This is a genomic window from Mycobacterium sp. PTI7, from assembly GCF_056679845.1.
Window position 1 is genome coordinate 4505626 of record NZ_CM155252.1, and the last position, 14551, is coordinate 4520176.

The 14551-nt window shown below is 70.6% G+C and carries 19 protein-coding genes and 1 pseudogene; 8 read left to right on the forward strand and 12 right to left on the reverse strand.

Going from position 1 to position 14551, the window contains the following annotated elements:
• The first annotated feature begins 14 nt into the window (after positions 1–14).
• On the forward strand, positions 15–383 hold the full coding sequence (locus tag AC1MEY_RS21710) for a hypothetical protein (RefSeq protein WP_480227452.1): 369 nt from the start codon (positions 15–17) through the stop codon (positions 381–383).
• Here AC1MEY_RS21710 and AC1MEY_RS21715 read toward each other — a convergent pair.
• Genes AC1MEY_RS21715 through rpmB form a run of 5 tightly spaced genes read right to left on the reverse strand, consistent with a single transcriptional unit; the run spans position 380 to position 1677 of the window.
• The gene (locus AC1MEY_RS21715; protein WP_480227453.1) at positions 380–718 is read right to left on the reverse strand and encodes a hypothetical protein; all 339 of its coding nucleotides are present in this window, start codon (positions 716–718) and stop codon (positions 380–382) included. The genes AC1MEY_RS21710 and AC1MEY_RS21715 overlap by 4 nt on opposite strands.
• Positions 715–969 (reverse strand): 30S ribosomal protein S18, encoded by a 255-nt coding sequence (gene rpsR / locus AC1MEY_RS21720; protein ID WP_480227454.1) that lies wholly within the window; start codon positions 967–969, stop codon positions 715–717. The genes AC1MEY_RS21715 and rpsR overlap by 4 nt, the downstream gene beginning before the upstream one ends.
• Positions 969–1274: a 30S ribosomal protein S14 gene (gene rpsN, locus AC1MEY_RS21725; RefSeq protein WP_480227455.1), complete on the reverse strand. Its 306-nt coding sequence runs from the start codon at positions 1272–1274 to the stop codon at positions 969–971. Before rpsN ends, rpsR begins: the two co-directional genes overlap by 1 nt.
• A gap of 2 nt (positions 1275–1276) precedes the next feature.
• On the reverse strand, positions 1277–1441 hold the full coding sequence (gene rpmG / locus AC1MEY_RS21730) for a 50S ribosomal protein L33 (protein WP_480227456.1): 165 nt from the start codon (positions 1439–1441) through the stop codon (positions 1277–1279).
• Positions 1441–1677: a 50S ribosomal protein L28 gene (rpmB, locus tag AC1MEY_RS21735; protein ID WP_480227457.1), complete on the reverse strand. Its 237-nt coding sequence runs from the start codon at positions 1675–1677 to the stop codon at positions 1441–1443. The genes rpmG and rpmB overlap by 1 nt, the downstream gene beginning before the upstream one ends.
• A gap of 101 nt (positions 1678–1778) precedes the next feature.
• Between rpmB and mrf the strand changes: the two genes are divergently transcribed.
• Together mrf and AC1MEY_RS21745 are read left to right on the forward strand one after the other, a co-directional pair.
• The gene (gene mrf, locus AC1MEY_RS21740; RefSeq protein ID WP_480227458.1) at positions 1779–2972 is read left to right on the forward strand and encodes a ribosome hibernation factor-recruiting GTPase MRF; all 1194 of its coding nucleotides are present in this window, start codon (positions 1779–1781) and stop codon (positions 2970–2972) included.
• Positions 2972–3223, forward strand: a pseudogene (locus AC1MEY_RS21745) (type B 50S ribosomal protein L31); the annotation flags it as partial. The gene mrf and the pseudogene AC1MEY_RS21745, both read left to right, overlap by 1 nt.
• Positions 3224–3239: 16 nt before the next feature.
• Here the strand turns inward: AC1MEY_RS21745 and AC1MEY_RS21750 are convergent.
• The 6 genes from AC1MEY_RS21750 to AC1MEY_RS21775 all read right to left on the reverse strand — a co-directional run bounded on the left by AC1MEY_RS21750 (position 3240) and on the right by AC1MEY_RS21775 (position 8921).
• Positions 3240–3494, reverse strand: coding sequence for a hypothetical protein (locus AC1MEY_RS21750; RefSeq protein WP_480227459.1), 255 nt, complete (start codon positions 3492–3494; stop codon positions 3240–3242).
• Positions 3495–3553: 59 nt separating this feature from the next.
• Complete coding sequence (locus AC1MEY_RS21755; RefSeq protein ID WP_163795696.1) at positions 3554–3994, reverse strand: response regulator; 441 nt, start codon at positions 3992–3994, stop codon at positions 3554–3556.
• Positions 3991–5601 carry a sensor histidine kinase gene (locus AC1MEY_RS21760; RefSeq protein WP_480227460.1) on the reverse strand — a complete coding sequence of 537 codons (1611 nt, stop codon included), beginning with the start codon at positions 5599–5601 and terminating at the stop codon, positions 3991–3993. Before AC1MEY_RS21760 ends, AC1MEY_RS21755 begins: the two co-directional genes overlap by 4 nt.
• Positions 5602–5612: 11 nt before the next feature.
• A complete protein-coding gene (locus AC1MEY_RS21765) occupies positions 5613–6779 on the reverse strand; it encodes a PP2C family protein-serine/threonine phosphatase (RefSeq protein ID WP_480227461.1) in 1167 nt (388 codons plus the stop codon).
• A 112-nt stretch (positions 6780–6891) separates the two neighbouring features.
• Positions 6892–8013, reverse strand: a complete 1122-nt coding sequence (locus AC1MEY_RS21770; protein ID WP_480227462.1) for an FAD-dependent oxidoreductase — start codon at positions 8011–8013, stop codon at positions 6892–6894.
• Positions 8010–8921, reverse strand: coding sequence for a DUF1295 domain-containing protein (locus AC1MEY_RS21775; RefSeq protein WP_480227463.1), 912 nt, complete (start codon positions 8919–8921; stop codon positions 8010–8012). Before AC1MEY_RS21775 ends, AC1MEY_RS21770 begins: the two co-directional genes overlap by 4 nt.
• A gap of 90 nt (positions 8922–9011) precedes the next feature.
• Here AC1MEY_RS21775 and lipE point away from each other — a divergent pair, with 90 nt between their 5' ends.
• The 4 genes from lipE (at position 9012) to AC1MEY_RS21795 (ending at position 13259) form a co-directional block, all read left to right on the forward strand.
• Positions 9012–10262 carry a lipase LipE gene (lipE, locus tag AC1MEY_RS21780; RefSeq protein ID WP_480227464.1) on the forward strand — a complete coding sequence of 417 codons (1251 nt, stop codon included), beginning with the start codon at positions 9012–9014 and terminating at the stop codon, positions 10260–10262.
• A gap of 140 nt (positions 10263–10402) precedes the next feature.
• Positions 10403–11599 (forward strand): acyl-CoA dehydrogenase family protein, encoded by a 1197-nt coding sequence (locus AC1MEY_RS21785; RefSeq protein WP_480227465.1) that lies wholly within the window; start codon positions 10403–10405, stop codon positions 11597–11599.
• Positions 11562–12761 (forward strand): acyl-CoA dehydrogenase family protein, encoded by a 1200-nt coding sequence (locus AC1MEY_RS21790; protein ID WP_480231611.1) that lies wholly within the window; start codon positions 11562–11564, stop codon positions 12759–12761. Before AC1MEY_RS21785 ends, AC1MEY_RS21790 begins: the two co-directional genes overlap by 38 nt.
• A 132-nt stretch (positions 12762–12893) precedes the next feature.
• Positions 12894–13259, forward strand: a complete 366-nt coding sequence (locus tag AC1MEY_RS21795; RefSeq protein WP_480227466.1) for a cupin domain-containing protein — start codon at positions 12894–12896, stop codon at positions 13257–13259.
• Between the two features lie 3 nt (positions 13260–13262).
• Here AC1MEY_RS21795 and AC1MEY_RS21800 read toward each other — a convergent pair whose 3' ends face one another.
• Positions 13263–13949: a GAP family protein gene (locus tag AC1MEY_RS21800; RefSeq protein WP_480227467.1), complete on the reverse strand. Its 687-nt coding sequence runs from the start codon at positions 13947–13949 to the stop codon at positions 13263–13265.
• 72 nt (positions 13950–14021) lie between these two features.
• Here AC1MEY_RS21800 and AC1MEY_RS21805 point away from each other — a divergent pair, with 72 nt between their 5' ends.
• Complete coding sequence (locus AC1MEY_RS21805; protein ID WP_480227468.1) at positions 14022–14513, forward strand: MSMEG_6728 family protein; 492 nt, start codon at positions 14022–14024, stop codon at positions 14511–14513.
• Positions 14514–14551: the final 38 nt, after the last annotated feature.

Below are 14551 nucleotides of genomic sequence, written 5' to 3' on the forward strand. Positions count from 1 at the left end.
GCTATGCTGGCGGCATGCGCGAGAGGGACGTATTCCGGCAGGTCGAGACACTGCGGCACCGCGACGCGACGTGTCTGGTGAGTGGCCCCGCGCTGGAGGTCCACGCCCGCGCCGTGGCGCACTCCAGCGAGTCGGTGCGTCCGTCGTTCGTCTCCGACGCGGACCTCGACGCGATCGCGGCGCCGCAGATCTCGACCATGGCGGCCATCGAGCTGTGCCTCGACGGGCTGTGGCGGCGCACCGACGGCGGGTACGTGATCACCGACGTCGACTACGTCGCCGAGGTGCTGGCCGACGCGGCCCGCCCGCGCGCGTGGCGCAGGCTCACCGCGCTGAGTCGCCGCGTCTGGACCGAACTGAACAGCGACCGGTTCATCCCCTAGCCATCCGGCGGCGCGGACCGCAGCCGTGCGGGCAGCGCGGCGACGTCCCAGTCCCCGCCCTCGACCCAGCTGCACAGCTCGCGTGCGTCGCGGCGGTCGACCACCGGTCCGATCCAGTGCGCCGAACCGACCGGCGTCCGGTCCGGCCAGCACGGCTGCATCAGCACCCACGTCCTCGGCCCGACCGTGCGACCGGCCGACACCAGCACCCCGTGCGGGCAGCGACGGACGGTCCCGCGCAACCGCTCGATCACCGAGGAATCCTCGGCCAAATCGCATCCCGTGCAGACGACGAGCGTGAACGGCCTGCGCGTGGCCGTGGTCGGCGCACTCATCGCGGCTTGCCCGCCGGGTAGGGCAGCAACGCCATCTCGCGGGCGTTCTTGATCGCGGTGGCGACCTCCCGCTGCTGACGGACGGTCAGGCCAGTGACGCTGCGTGAGCGGATCTTGCCGCGTTCGGAGATGAACACCCGCAGCGTGGACGTGTCCTTGTAGTCGACGGTGTCCAGACCCAGGCCGGTGAGCAGGTTCTTGCGCGGCTTTCCATCGCGCGACGGGCGAACCGCCGCAACCCTCTTCGCCATCACCAGCTCGACTTTCGCACGCCCGGCAGGTGGCCCTCGTGGGCCAGTTCCCGCACGCGCACCCGCGACAGCCCGAACTTGCGCAGGTGCCCGCGCGGCCGGCCGTCGACGGCATCGCGGTTGCGCACCCGCACGGGGCTGGCATCCCGGGGCTGCCGCGACAGCTCGGTCACGGCCGCCGCCCGCTGTTCCCGCGTACTCGTCGGCGCGGCGATGACGGCCTTGAGTTCCGCGCGGCGTTCGGCGTACCGGGCGACGACGATGCGACGCCGGTCGTTCTTGACGATCTTCGACTTCTTCGCCATGGTCAGCGCTCCTCGCGGAAGTCGACGTGCCGCCGGATCACCGGGTCGTACTTGCGCAGCACGATCCGGTCCGGGTCGTTGCGCCGGTTCTTCCTGGTGACGTACGTGTAACCGGTTCCCGCCGTGGACTTCAGCTTGACGACGGGTCGAATGTCGGTGCTGGCCATCAGATCTTCTGCCCGTCGCGTCGCATCCGGCCGACCACTGCCTCGATGCCGTCACGGTCGATGACCTTGATGCCCTTGGCACTCACCCGGAGCTTCACCCGCCGCCCCTCCGACGGCAGGTAGTAGGTCTTGACCTGGATGTTCGGCCGCCACGTGCGCCTGCTCCGCCGGTGGGAGTGGGACACCGTGTTCCCGAATCCGACTGTGCGCCCGGTGACCTGACATGTCGCCGACATCCGCACACCTCCGTTCTTAATGACAATGATTTTCGACAAGCACTCGATCGCAGCGTAGCGTAAGCGCCACCTTGTTGAAAACCATTACCGATAGGAGGGTCGTGCGGACTCCGCTGATACTCGTCGCCGGACAGGGTGACACCGACGCGGCGACGGGCGTGCTGCTCCGGACCCCGGGAACGCTCGTCGTCGAGCACCGCTTCGATGGGCACGTCGTCCGGCGCACGCTGATCGCGCTGCAGCACGGCGAACTCGTCACCGTCGAGACCATCCTGGAACTCGCGCACGGGTGCCTGGCGTGCACCATCCGCAACGACCTGCTGGTGCTCCTGCGCGTGCTGCACCGACGGTCCGACGTCGACCGGATCGTGGTCCACCTGGCGCCGTGGCTCGAGCCCGAGCCGATCTGCTTCGCCATCAACCACGTTCGGGTCCGGGTCGGTCCGGGCTACGTCGACGGCGTCGCCGCGCGCGACGTCGAGATCGCCGCGGTGGTCACGTGCATCGACGCCGTCTCCTGGCTTCCCGCGGCCCTGGGCGACGACGAGTTGGCCGACGGCAGGACCGTCGCTCAGGTCGCCGTCGGTCAGGCCGAGTTCGCCGACGTGCTGGTGCTGACGGCTCCGGACCGGTCGACGCTGGGCGTGCTGCGCCGGCTGAGCCCGCGGGCCCGACTCACCACCGGCGTCGCCCGGCTCGAACAGGCGCTGGCCCATCTCGAACCGGACGCCCGGCGCGGGGTCGGCGACGATCCGCACGGCCCCCTGCTCGCCGGCCAACCCCCGCTGTCGGCCGAATCCGGCACCGAGCTGGTCGAATTCACCTCACGACGGCCGTTCCATCCCCGGCGTCTGCACGACGCGATCGACCTGCTGCTCGACGGCGTGGTGCGCACCCGCGGCCGGCTGTGGCTCGCCGGTCGCCCCGACCACGCGATGTGGCTGGAGTCCGCGGGCGGCGGCCTGCGGGTCAGCTCGGCGGGAAAGTGGTTGGCGGCCATGACCGTTCACAAGCGGGCCTACGTCGACGGGGAGCGCCGCGCGATGGCGGACCTGATGTGGCATCCCGCGTTCGGTGACCGGCACACGTCGATGGCCATCCTGGTGTGCGGCGCGGACCCCGCCGAGATCCTCGCCGCCCTCGACGCGGCGCTGCTGACCGACGACGAGATGTCGCGTCCCTCGACCTGGCCGGACCTCGAGGATCCGTTCGGCGACTGGCACACCGACCCGTGCGGCCACGCGGCCGACACCGAAGCGGCATCCACCCGAAGCACGACAGAAGGAGACTCCTGATGAAGCCGCAGATGCACCCCGACTACCACCCGGTGGTCTTCAAGGACGCCAACACCGGCGCCGCATTCCTCACCAGGTCCACCGCCACCAGCGGCCGGACCATCGAGTGGGAGACCCCGGACGGGATCAGGACCTACCCGCTCGTCGTCGTCGAGGTGAGCGCGGACAGCCATCCGTTCTGGACCGGCCGCAACCGGGTCCTGGACACCGCGGGTCAGGTGGAGAAGTTCCGCCGCCGCTACGGCACGCGTGGCGGCGACGAGCGCGTCAGCCGCCCGCCGGCACCGGATAGCGGTCGTTTACGTCGGCGCTGCTGTCCTTGCGCGCGCAGTGCGCGCAGCAGAACATCCCCTCGTCGGTCTCGATGCCGTGGCCCAGGATTCGGCACCCGCAGTGCCCGCACTCCGGTGCCAGCTGGGACGCCGCGCATTCGACGCTGTCGAACGTCTCCGATCGGCCGTCGGGCCAGGTGACGGTGAACGCCTTGTCATAGTCGTTGCCACACGTCGCACAGATGGTCATGTGTCCACTCCTTCGAGGTTCAGTGGGCACGGGTTCCCGACGGGCGGCGGGTCAAACGCCTAGAACTGCGGCAGCCGCACGACCTGCACGAAGAACTCGTCGATCTGGCGCACGGCGCTCATGAACTGATCGAGGTCGACCGGCTTGGTCACGTAGGCGTTCGCGTGCAGCTTGTAGCTGCGCAGGATGTCCTCCTCCGCCGACGACGTGGTCAGCACGACCACCGGGATGGTGCAGAGATCGGCGTCGGACTTGATCTGCTCGAGCAGCTGGCGACCGTCGTACTTCGGCAGGTTGAGGTCCAGCAGGATCAGGTCGGGACGCGGCGCGTCGGCGAACGCACCGCGCCGGTACAGGAAGTCCAACCCCTCCTCGCCGTCGTGGGCGACGTGCAGGTTGTTCTTGATCTTGTTGTGCTCGAACGCTTCCCGGGTGATCAACTCGTCGCCCGGATCGTCCTCGACCAGCAGTACGTCGATGGGTCGGCCTGCGGGTGTCATGTGCGGTTCCCTTCCAAGGCGGCCGCGGGCGCGGAGCCCGCGGCGTCGATCACGTCGTCGGTCGTGGTGGTCACCATCGGCAGGGTGAAGCGGAACCGGGTGCCTGCCTCGTAGGCGGTGTCGATCGAGATCGCGCCGCCGTGGTACTCCACGATCTTCTTGCAGAGGGCCAACCCTATGCCGGTTCCGGTGTAGGCGTCACGCCCGTGCAGGCGCTGGAAGATCACGAACACCTTCTCGACGAACTCCGGTGCGATGCCGATCCCGTTGTCCGACAGGGTGAAGTCCCACATGTCGTCGTCGCCCGGCACGCACTCGACGACGATGCGGGGCGCCACCCCCTCGCGGCGGAACTTCACCGCGTTGCCGATCAGGTTCTGCCACAGCATCGTCATCAGCGTCGGATCGCCGAGCACCGGTGGCAGCCCGGCGTCCGGCCGGACGATCTCGGCGCCGGATTCCTCGACGGCGGTGACGATGTTGGCGAGCGCCGCATCGAGCGTCTTGTCGAGGTCGACCTCGGCGTGCGTCGCGTTGAGCCGGCCGACCCGGGAGAACGTCAGCAGGTCGTTGATCAGCACCTGCATGCGCTTCGCGCCGTCGACGGCGAACCCGATGTACTCGACGCCCCGCTCGTCGAGCTTGTCGCCGTACCGCTTCTCGATCAGCTGACAGAACGAGGTGACCTTGCGCAGCGGTTCCTGCAGGTCGTGCGAGGCGACGTAGGCGAACTGCTCGAGTTCGGCGTTGGAGCGGCGCAATTCGACGGTCTGCTCGTCGAGTTGGGCGCGGGCAACCTGCGACGCCTGCAGTTCGTCGACGATGTGCTGGCGCATGTTCTCGACGTCGACGGCGATCGCCCTGATGTCCTTGGGTCCGCGCGGGACGATCTTCTCCTCGAGGTTGCCCTCGGTGATGCGGCGGCAGGACTCGGCGAGGCGGCGCAGGGGCCGCGTCACCGCGTTGTGGATGAGCACGGCGAGTGCGATCGCGGCGGCGAAGAACGCGACGATCATGACGATCAGGTCCCGATCGCGCCAGCCGCGCACCTCGTCGAGTTCGGCCACCCCGGCGTCGCGGGCCTCGAGCAGGTTCTGCGACTGCACGTCGAAGAGCTGCCGGATGGCGTCGAATTCGACCTTGCCCCGCTCGATCACCGCGGGGTCGATGCGCTCCTGCGGCCGGACTCCTGCGATCAGCGGCTCGGCGTAGCTGGACCGCCAGTTCTCGGCGGCCTGCTCCGCGGCGTCGAGGTCGGCGAGCAGGTCGGGCCGGTCGGTCAGCCGGGCGCGCATGGCCTCGGACGCCGCCCGCTCGGCCTGGAGGCCGTCGACGTAGGGCTGCAGGAATTGCCGGTCGGCGGTGATCGCGTACCCCCGGGTGGCCGTCTCCTGGTCGCGCAGCGCGGTCTGCAGCCGGTAGGACGCGACCCGCGCTGGCTGGATGTCGTCGATGAGTGTCCGGGACACGTGGTCGGTCCGGTTGATCAGCACCGCACCGGTGACCGCGCCGGCGAGCACCACGACGGCCATCAGGCTCAGGGCCAGGTTCTGCCAGCCCTGCACGGTCAGCCGTCGGCCGCGGCCACCGTCGGCGGTGCGCGTCATCGGCCGGCCCGTCATCGTCGCGTCCGTTCCACGCGGACCACCGCGACGTCGTCGCTGATGCCACCGTGGGAACGGGCGACGTCGTCGGCCGCCTCGATGAGCGACCGGACGAAGTCCTTGCCGGGCAGTCCTGCCAGCGGCCGGGCGAGTTCCAACAGTCCCTCCTCGCCGAGCCGCTGGTTGCCGGGCCCGGCATGTCCTTCGAAGATGCCGTCGGTCAGCAGCACCAGGCCGTGCCCGGCGGGAAGTTCGAGTTCGCTGAGCGGCCAGCGGGTGCCGTTGAGGCCGAGTGCCGGGCCGGCCGGGGGCTCCAGCCATTCGACGGAGCCGGGGCCGTGCAGCAGCATGCCGGGGTGGCCGGCCCGCACGGCGGTGAAGCCGAGCCCGTCGGGAGCGAGCGCCACGCTGAGCACCGTCGCGAAGATGCCGCTGCTCACCGGACGCTCGGCGCGCAGGATCCGTTCCAGCTGCAGCATGCGTTCGTTGCCCCGCAGACCGGCGAACGTCAGCGCCCGCCAGCCGATGCGTAGCGCGACGCCGAGCGCCGCGGCGTCCGGGCCGTGTCCGGCCACGTCGCCGACCATCACGTGCACGGTGCCGTCCGGCGTCTCGACGACGTCGTAGAAGTCGCCGCCGAGCAGTGCGTTCTGGTGGCTGGGCTGGTACTGCGCCTCGATCTCGACGCCGGTCTGGTCGAGCAGCAGCGGCGTGGGCAGCAGGCCGCGGGCCAGTCGGGCGTTCTCCAGCGCGGTCACCTGGCTCGAGCGCAGCGCCGCGGACGTCAGCTCGGCGCGCTTGCGCTCGATGGCGTAGAGCAGGGCGCGGCGCAGCATCTCCGGCTCGACGCGGCCCTTGACCAGGTAGTCCTGGGCTCCCGACGCGAGCGCCGACACCCCGAAGTGTTCGTCGGCGAGCCCGGTGAGGACGACGACCGGCAGGTGGTCGCCGCGCTTGGCGATCCGGTCGAGCGCACTGATGCCGTTCGCGTCGGGCAGGTTCAGGTCGAGCAGGACGCAGTCCGGGCGTTCCCGGGCCAGTTCGCGTTCGGCGTCCGCCATCGTCTCGGCGACCACCACGCGGATGTCGGCGTTGGCGTCGGCGATCAGCTCCTCGACGAGGATCGCGTCCTCGCGGTCGTCCTCGACCAACAGCAACGACAGCTGTTGGCCGGGTGCCACGGGTTCGAAGTCAGGGGTGAGCACACGCACCGACGCAGGTGGGTCCGATGATATTGACGATGGGACGAGGATACTCAAGTCGTTCCGCCGGGTTGAGCGCCTTCGCCGGTTGTCAGCGGCTCGGCGTGTCCCGGATGCCGCCGTAGATGCCGCGCCGCACGATCCACGGCATCAGGACGCGTTCGAAGGACCACGCCGGGAAGCGGAACGCGCGCCCGTTCGGGGCGAACACCTCCAGGCCGTCGCGCTGGATGCCGAGGATCGACCCCCATCGCGACCGCGGCGGCGAGTAGGTGCGCAGCGGTCTGCCCTCGACGTCGGCCAGCACGTTGTGCGCCAGCAGCCCATCGGCCCGGTTGCGTGCGGAGCTGCGCTGGGGGTCGGTGGCCGCGACGTCCCCGAGCGCGTAGACGCCGCGGTGGCCCGGTACCCGGAGGTCCGGCGTGACCCGGACGAAGCCGTCGTCGTCGAGCAGATCGCGTGGCAGCCAGGCGGTGTTGGGCCGCACCCGGCCCACCGTCCACAGCACGGCGTCGGCCGATGCCGGCGGCTGACCGGTGCTCCACTCGACCGGATCGCCGGTGATGGTGTCGCCGGTGAAGCCGTCGGGCAGCACCGCGCGGTGCCCCGGTCGCAACACCACCCCGGCCTCGACCAGCCGGCGCTCGACGCGGGCCCACGTCCGCGGGTGGTACTGGGTGAGGGCGCGGTCGCCCGGGAAGTACAGCTCGACGCGCTTGTCGGGCCAGGTGCGGGCGACGTTCGCCGCACTGCTCACCGCGGCCCCGCCGCCACCGACCACGATCACCGACGACGCGGCGGTCAGCCGGTCGTGCGCGGCGCGCAGGTCGGCGCCGATCTCGTCGGCCGACTGCAGCGTGGCCTGCCGCCAGAAGCCGTTGGTGACGCCCGTGGAGATGATCAGCGCGTCGTACGGCTCGGCCACCTCGGCACCGTCGGCCGTGCGCACCGACACCGTGCGGCCCACCGGGTCCAGTTCCGTCAGCGTGCCGTGCAGCGTGCGGACGCCGTCGAGGCCGCGGAATCGGTCGAATGAGATCCAGTTGTGCCGGGCCCAGTGGTCGGGCCTGCTGATCCGCCAGCCGAGTTCCTGACCGCTCACCAGTGCGGGCTTGGCGGAGATGCCGACCACCTCGACGCCCGGGTTCTTGGCCAGCCGGATCGCCGTCAGCACGCCGCTGTCGCCGAGACCCGCGATCACGACGCGCGTCATCGCACGGCCCCCGATCGCCGCGGCGGCCGCGGCACGAACTTCGAGACCCGGTCGATCACGTCCTGGTACTCGGGCCGCCGGGACAGGCTGCGCTCCTCCATCATCGGGATGCTGGCGCCGAGGAACAGCGCGAGCATCAGCACCGCACCCGCCATCACCCACCACCAGTCCGCGGGTGCCGACGCGACCCCGAACAGGCCGAGCGACAGCCAAAAGGCGAACTCGCCGAAGTAGTTCGGGTGCCGCGACCACGACCACAGTCCGCGGTCCATCGCCTGGCCCGGCGCGCGGGTCCGGGCGAACCGGTGCATCTGCCCGTCGGCGACCAGTTCGAGCGTCACCGCCGCTATGCCGATGACGAACGCGACCCCCGCGAGCCACGCGATGCCGGCACCGGGCCGGGTGACGGCGACGTACACCGGCACCATGCCGAGGAACACCTGCAGTGTGGGGATCAGGTGGATGGCGACGAGGTCGGCCAGGAACTCCCACCGGCCGGCGCGTTCGCGGAACATCGGGTAGCGCCAGTCCTCGTGGTGCAGGCCGGGAAACGAGTAGACCCAGTTGCCGGTGAGCCGGACGGCCCACAGCACCACGACGATCGCCACCAGTGCCACGCGCACCTGGTCGACGCCGGGCCCGGCCTGGGTCCACCAGTAGAGGAGCAGCAGCGGCGGGACGACGCTCCAGTAGGCGTCGTAGAAGCTCGAGTTGCGGTAGGCGCGGCTGAAGGCGAACACCACCAGGGTGGCCAGGACGTCGGCGATCAGGGCGTCGAGCCACGGCCATCCGGTGGTGGGGCCCCAGATCAGCCAGGCGGCCGCCACCGCGACGGCGATCACGTAGGCGAGCGTCACGATGGCGAGCGATGCCGCCTTGGATCTGGTCCCGGGCGTCGTCTCGGTCATGGTCTCCTCCGGCTCCGAAGTGCGCGAACTGTAACACGTTCTAGTTCCGCGTCGAGGGTGGTTCGGCGAGCTGCCCGTAACCTGTCGAACGTGTCTGCTGACGGTCGAATCCGCGTTCCCTCCGGCTCCGACGAGGCCCTCGACGCCGTCACGACGGTCGCCGACGAGGACGCCGGTGACGTCGGCGCCGCCGCGGTCGAACGCATCTGGGATCGCGCACGGGACTGGTACCGGGCCGGCATGCACCCGGCGATCCAGGTGTGTCTGCGCGTCGACGGTCGCGTGGTGCTCAACCGCGCGATCGGCCACGGCTGGGGCAACGGGCCGGAGGATCCGCCGGACGCCGAGCTGGTGCCGGCGACCACCGAGACGCCGTTCTGCGCCTACTCGTCGGCCAAGGCCATCACCACCACGGTGGTGCACATGCTCGTCGAGCGCGGCGCGTTCTCCCTCGACGACCGGGTGTGCGACTACCTGCCGAGCTACACCAGCCACGGCAAGGACCGCACCACCATCCGGCACGTGATGACCCACAGCGCGGGCGTGCCGTTCGCGACCGGGCCGCGGCCCGACGTCAAGCGGATGGACGACAGCGAGTACGCCCGCGAGATGCTGGGCAAGCTCAAGCCGATCTACAAGCCGGGACTCGTGCACGTCTACCACGCACTGACGTGGGGTCCGCTGATGCGCGAGATCGTCTCCGCCGCAACGGGTCGCAACATCCGCGAGATCCTCGCGACCGAGATCCTCGACCCGCTCGGCTTCCGCTGGACCAACTACGGCGTCGCGCCGGCCGACGTCCCGCTGGTCGCGCCGAGCCACGCGACGGGCAAGCCGCTGCCCGCACCGATGGCGAAGGCGTTCAAGATCGCGATCGGTGGCACCACGCATCAGCTCATCCCGTTCACCAACAGCGAGCGCTACCTGACCGGCGTGCTGCCGTCGTCGAACACCGTCTCGACCGCCGACGAGCTGTCCCGGTTCGCCGAGATCTGGCGCCGCGGAGGCGAACTCGACGGCGTGCGCGTCATGTCGCCGGAGACGCTGCGTGCCGCCACCCGGGAGGCGCGCCGGCTGCGGCCCGACGTGGCGACCGGCCTGGTGCCGCTGCGCTGGGGCACCGGCTTCATGCTGGGGTCCGACCGGTTCGGCCCGTTCGGCCGCCACGCGCCCGACGCGTTCGGGCACACCGGCCTGGTGAACATCGCCGTGTGGGCCGACCCGTCGCGCCGGTTGTCGGCGGGCATCATCAGCAGCGGCAAGCCCGGCGGACACCGCGAGGCCAAGCGCTACCCCGCCCTGCTCGACGCCATCGCCGCCGAACTCCCCCGCCGGCGGTAACTTCCCCCGGCGGTAATTTCCTCCGGCGAGCGTGCGTGTCTGCGGGCGACACGCCGCGTCAGAACCCGAGTTCGCGCACGCTCGCGCCGCAAGCACCCCCCGCCGTTACTTGACGGGTGTCCACTTCCTATCGTGGCCAGATGAGCAACGATGCTGATGTCGATCGCGTCGCCGACCTCGCACAGCGGGTGGTCGCCGAACACGATCCGAAGTCCGTTCCCATTCCCGAGTACCTCGCCGCCTGCTACGACGCGGGCCTGTCCTGGGTGCACTTCCCCGAGGGCTTCGGCGGGCTCGGGCTGTCGCGGCGGCTGCAGGCCGTCGCCGACGGCGTGCTGCAGGGCGCCGGCGGTCCGGTGCCGCTGGGCCTGAACCCGATGGGTTACGGCATGGCCGCGCCGACCATCCGCGAGCACGCCCAGGACGACGACCTCAAGAAGTCGTGGCTGCGGCCGCTGGCCAGCACCGAGCACATCTGGTGCCAGCTGTTCTCCGAGCCCGGCGCCGGCTCCGACCTCGCCGGGCTGGCGACGTCGGCGGTGCCGGACGGCGAAGACTGGGTGATCAACGGGCAGAAGGTGTGGACGAGCCTCGCCCACCGAGCCCGCTGGGGCCTGCTGCTCGCCCGCACCGATCCGGACGTCGCCAAGCACAAGGGCCTCACCTACTTCGTCGTCGACATGCACGGACCGGGCGTCGAGACGCGGCCACTGCGCCAGATGACCGGCCAGGCCGAGTTCAACGAGGTGTACTTCTCCGACGCCCGCATCCCCGACGCCCATCGCCTCGGCGGGGTGGGCAACGGCTGGAACGTCGCGATGACGACGCTGATGAACGAGCGCAGCGCGCTCGGCGGCAGCGGCAGTCGCCGCGGTGCGGGCACCATCTCCGAGGCCGTCTCCCTGTGGGCGGCACGGCCCGACCTGCACACCCCGGTGCTGCGGGATCGGTTGACGCAGTTGTGGTTGCGGTCGGAGGCGCAGCGCCTGACGTCCGAGCGGTCGCGAGCCGCGGCCACGATGGGCGGGCCGGGGCCGGAGGGGTCGATCGGCAAGATGGTCGGCGCCGAGCTGAACCAGCTGATCTACCAGTTCTGCATGGACCTGCTCGGACCCGAGGGCACGCTCTACCACGGCTACAGCTCGGGTCGTGATCCGGAGAACGAATCCGATTGGCGTGGACCGATTCAGCAGCGGTTCCTGCGCAGCCGGGCCAACACCATCGAGGGTGGCACCTCGGAAGTCATGCGAAACATCCTCGGCGAGCGCATCCTCGGCCTGCCAGGCGATCTGCGTGCCGATGCCGGCATGCCCTGGAAGGAGATCCCTCGTGGCTGAGCCATTCATCTTCACCGACGAGCAGGCCCAACTGCGCTCGGCGGTCAGTGGATTCTGCGGCGACCACTTCGACGAGGCGACGGTGCGCAGGCTCATGGAGTCCGACCCGCCGTTCGACCGCGCGGTGTGGGGCAGGCTCGGCGCCGAACTCGGCGTGCTCGGCCTGTCGGTGCCGGAAGCCGATGGCGGCGTGGGCGGTTCGCTTGTCGACCAGGCCGTGGCGGTGGAGCGGCTCGCCGCGTCGCTGGCCTGCGGGCCGCTGTTCGGCACGGTGTACCTGGCCATCCCGGCGCTGGTCGCGGCGTCGGCCGGACCCGCGCGCGACGCACTGCTCGCCGAGCTGATCGAGGGTCGGCGGACCGCCGCCGTCGCCGTGGCCGACCGCGCAGGCGGCTTCGACCCGGCCGACGTCGCCGTCACCGCTGCGGCCTCCGGTGACGACTGGACGTTGACGGGGACGGCGACGCGCGTCGTCGACGGCACCGTCGCCGACGACCTGCTGGTCGCGGCCACCGGTCCGGACGGCGTCGCGCTGTTCGCCGTCGACACGGGTGCGGCTGGCGTGCAACGAAATCCGCTCAACACGCTGGACCTGACCCGCCCGCAGGCCGACGTCGAGTTCACCGACGCCCCCGCCACGCTGGTGGCCGGACCCGACGAGGCGGTGCGCGTCATCGAGCACGCCCTCCAGGTGGGATCCGCGCTGCTGGCCGTCGAACAGGTCGGCGCCGCACGGCATCTGCTCGATCTGTCGGTCGAGTACGCGAAGACCCGGCTGCAGTTCGGCAGGCCGATCGGCTCGTTCCAGGCCGTCAAGCACAAGCTCGCCGACCTCCTCGTCGAGGTCGAACACGCGCAGTCCGCGGCGTATCACGCGGTGTGGGCGCTGTCCGACGGCACCGACGATCCGGCGCTCGCGGCCAGCATCGCGCAGGCGGTGTGCTCGGCGGCCTTCGCCCGGGTCGCGACCGACACCATCCAGGTGCACGGCGGCATCGGGTTCACCTGGGAACATCAGGCGCACCTCTACTACAAGCGTGCGACCACCGACGCGGCCCTGCTGGGCAATGCCGAGCAGCATCGCAACCGGGTGGCCGAGCTGGTGCTCGACGTCGCGACCGCCGACCGTCCGCCCCGGGTAGCCGATGGCAGGTCCGCCTAGCCCCGGAAACTCCGCCGAGCCTGCGGTGAGATCGCCCGGAGTCACGAAACCGCGATCTCACTGCAGTCTCGGCGCACCTTGGAACAGCGCCCAGCACTGGTCGAGAACCCCCCGGCGTGGTGAGATTCGCCCATGAGCACCTATCACCCCGCCATGCAGAAGGCCCGTCTCGCCGACGTCGAGAGCGACGTCCACGGTCTGATCTCCAAGCGGACCGCCGAACTCGCCGGTGTGTCGGTGACGGAGGTGACGTTCAACAGCGGTGCCCGCTGGTCCAACGACCTCAAGGAGTACGCGGGCACCGACCTCTGCGAGCTGCCGCACGTCGCCCTGGTCACGCGGGGCGCACTCGGCGTCCGGATGGCCGACGGCTCGGAGGAGGTCTTCTCCGCGGGCGACGTCATGCTGCTGCCGCCCGGTCACGACGCGTGGTCCGTGGGTGACGAGGCGTGCACCTTCGTGGAGTTCTCGCGCGGCGCGGACTACTACGCGGACTGAGTCCTAGAACAGCGCCCGGTAATTCAGCAGCGCGCCGACCACCAGCACCACGCCGATCGTCAGGAACAGCAGGCGGATCACCGGCGGGCCAAACCGGGTGATGGTGCGGACCAGGTGGCGCTGCACGCGCCGCGCCCGCAGTGTCCGCACCGTGGACAGCCCGAGCACGAACACCGAGAACGACAGCGCGAGTGCGCAGTAGATCAGCACCAGCACGGGCCACGCGAACGGCATCGGACGGTGCGCGGAGATCAGCGCCAGCGCACTCAGGTACGGCACCGACGTCGCCGACTGGCCGATCCCGACCGCGAGCCCGACGATCACGAACAGCCACGGATTGCGGCGCGCCGCCTGGACCGCCCGCTCGGGTGGCGCGACCCCCGACGCGCGGCCGGAGAACGCCGCGAGGGCGATCAGCACCACGCCGAGCACCAGCTGCGCCCAGTAGCGGACGGTGGGCGTGACGTCGACGTCCGCGCGCTCGGTGAGGAAGCCCAGACCGAACACCGTCAGCATCCCGAAGGTCGCGGTGGCGATGAACACGCCGGCGATGAAGCTCACCCCCGCGGGCAGCGGCGACCTGCGGCTCAACCGGCTGTCGTAGACGACGGCCGAAGTCACCCCGAGGTTGAGGACGTTCAGCGAATCGAGGAACGCGAACCCGATGAGGGGGAGGAGGAGAGCCAACATGACGCCCATGAACCTACGGTTCTGCCGCCCCGGGTGCACATTGGCACCGCCCGATGCGGGTATGCGCCTCGCATGCAGACGTTCCTGCCCTACCCCGACTTCGCCGAATCGGCCGCGCGGCTGGATTCGCGCAGGCTCGGCAAACAGCGCGCGGAGAACATCCAGGTGCTGCGCGCGCTGGTCGTGCCCGGATACGGCTGGCGCCGGCACCCCGCCGCGGCCATGTGGGCGGGTTACGAGGAGGCGCTGGTGCGCTATGGCCTGACCATCTGCGAGGCGTGGCTGCTGCGTGGCCACGCCGACACCACCGCTGCGACGCTGCTGGTCGAACTCGAGCGCACCACGGGTCTGATCGGGGCCCGTGACCAGCCGGTCCTGGCGGCCGAGGACGAGTTGCCGCCGTGGCTCGGTGACCGCGACTTCCACCTCAGCCACCAGTCGGCGCTGGTCAGGAAGGATCCCGAGTTCTACCGCCCGCTCTTCGGCGACGTGCCCGACGATCTGCCGTACGTGTGGCCGCCGTCGGACCGGGAGCGACGGGTGCCGATCGACGCCGGGGCTTGAAATGCGCCCACCCGGGTAATCATGATCAGCCCCGACCG

Bases quoted from the DNA above. Each gene is read 5' to 3' on its own strand.
- AC1MEY_RS21760 (WP_480227460.1), bottom strand. From the start codon at position 5,601: ATGACGCGCACCGCCGACGGTGGCCGCGGCCGACGGCTGACCGTGCAG.
- AC1MEY_RS21770 (WP_480227462.1), bottom strand. From the start codon at position 8,013: ATGACGCGCGTCGTGATCGCGGGTCTCGGCGACAGCGGCGTGCTGACG.
- rpsN (WP_480227455.1), bottom strand. From the start codon at position 1,274: ATGGCGAAGAAGTCGAAGATCGTCAAGAACGACCGGCGTCGCATCGTC.
- rpmB (WP_480227457.1), bottom strand. From the start codon at position 1,677: ATGTCGGCGACATGTCAGGTCACCGGGCGCACAGTCGGATTCGGGAAC.
- AC1MEY_RS21715 (WP_480227453.1), bottom strand. From the start codon at position 718: ATGAGTGCGCCGACCACGGCCACGCGCAGGCCGTTCACGCTCGTCGTC.
- rpsR (WP_480227454.1), bottom strand. From the start codon at position 969: ATGGCGAAGAGGGTTGCGGCGGTTCGCCCGTCGCGCGATGGAAAGCCG.
- AC1MEY_RS21800 (WP_480227467.1), bottom strand. From the start codon at position 13,949: ATGTTGGCTCTCCTCCTCCCCCTCATCGGGTTCGCGTTCCTCGATTCG.
- rpmG (WP_480227456.1), bottom strand. From the start codon at position 1,441: ATGGCCAGCACCGACATTCGACCCGTCGTCAAGCTGAAGTCCACGGCG.
- AC1MEY_RS21750 (WP_480227459.1), bottom strand. From the start codon at position 3,494: ATGACCATCTGTGCGACGTGTGGCAACGACTATGACAAGGCGTTCACC.
- AC1MEY_RS21775 (WP_480227463.1), bottom strand. From the start codon at position 8,921: ATGACCGAGACGACGCCCGGGACCAGATCCAAGGCGGCATCGCTCGCC.
- AC1MEY_RS21805 (WP_480227468.1), top strand. From the start codon at position 14,022: ATGCAGACGTTCCTGCCCTACCCCGACTTCGCCGAATCGGCCGCGCGG.
- AC1MEY_RS21795 (WP_480227466.1), top strand. From the start codon at position 12,894: ATGAGCACCTATCACCCCGCCATGCAGAAGGCCCGTCTCGCCGACGTC.
- AC1MEY_RS21755 (WP_163795696.1), bottom strand. From the start codon at position 3,994: ATGACACCCGCAGGCCGACCCATCGACGTACTGCTGGTCGAGGACGAT.
- AC1MEY_RS21790 (WP_480231611.1), top strand. From the start codon at position 11,562: ATGCCGGCATGCCCTGGAAGGAGATCCCTCGTGGCTGAGCCATTCATC.
- AC1MEY_RS21710 (WP_480227452.1), top strand. From the start codon at position 15: ATGCGCGAGAGGGACGTATTCCGGCAGGTCGAGACACTGCGGCACCGC.
- AC1MEY_RS21785 (WP_480227465.1), top strand. From the start codon at position 10,403: ATGAGCAACGATGCTGATGTCGATCGCGTCGCCGACCTCGCACAGCGG.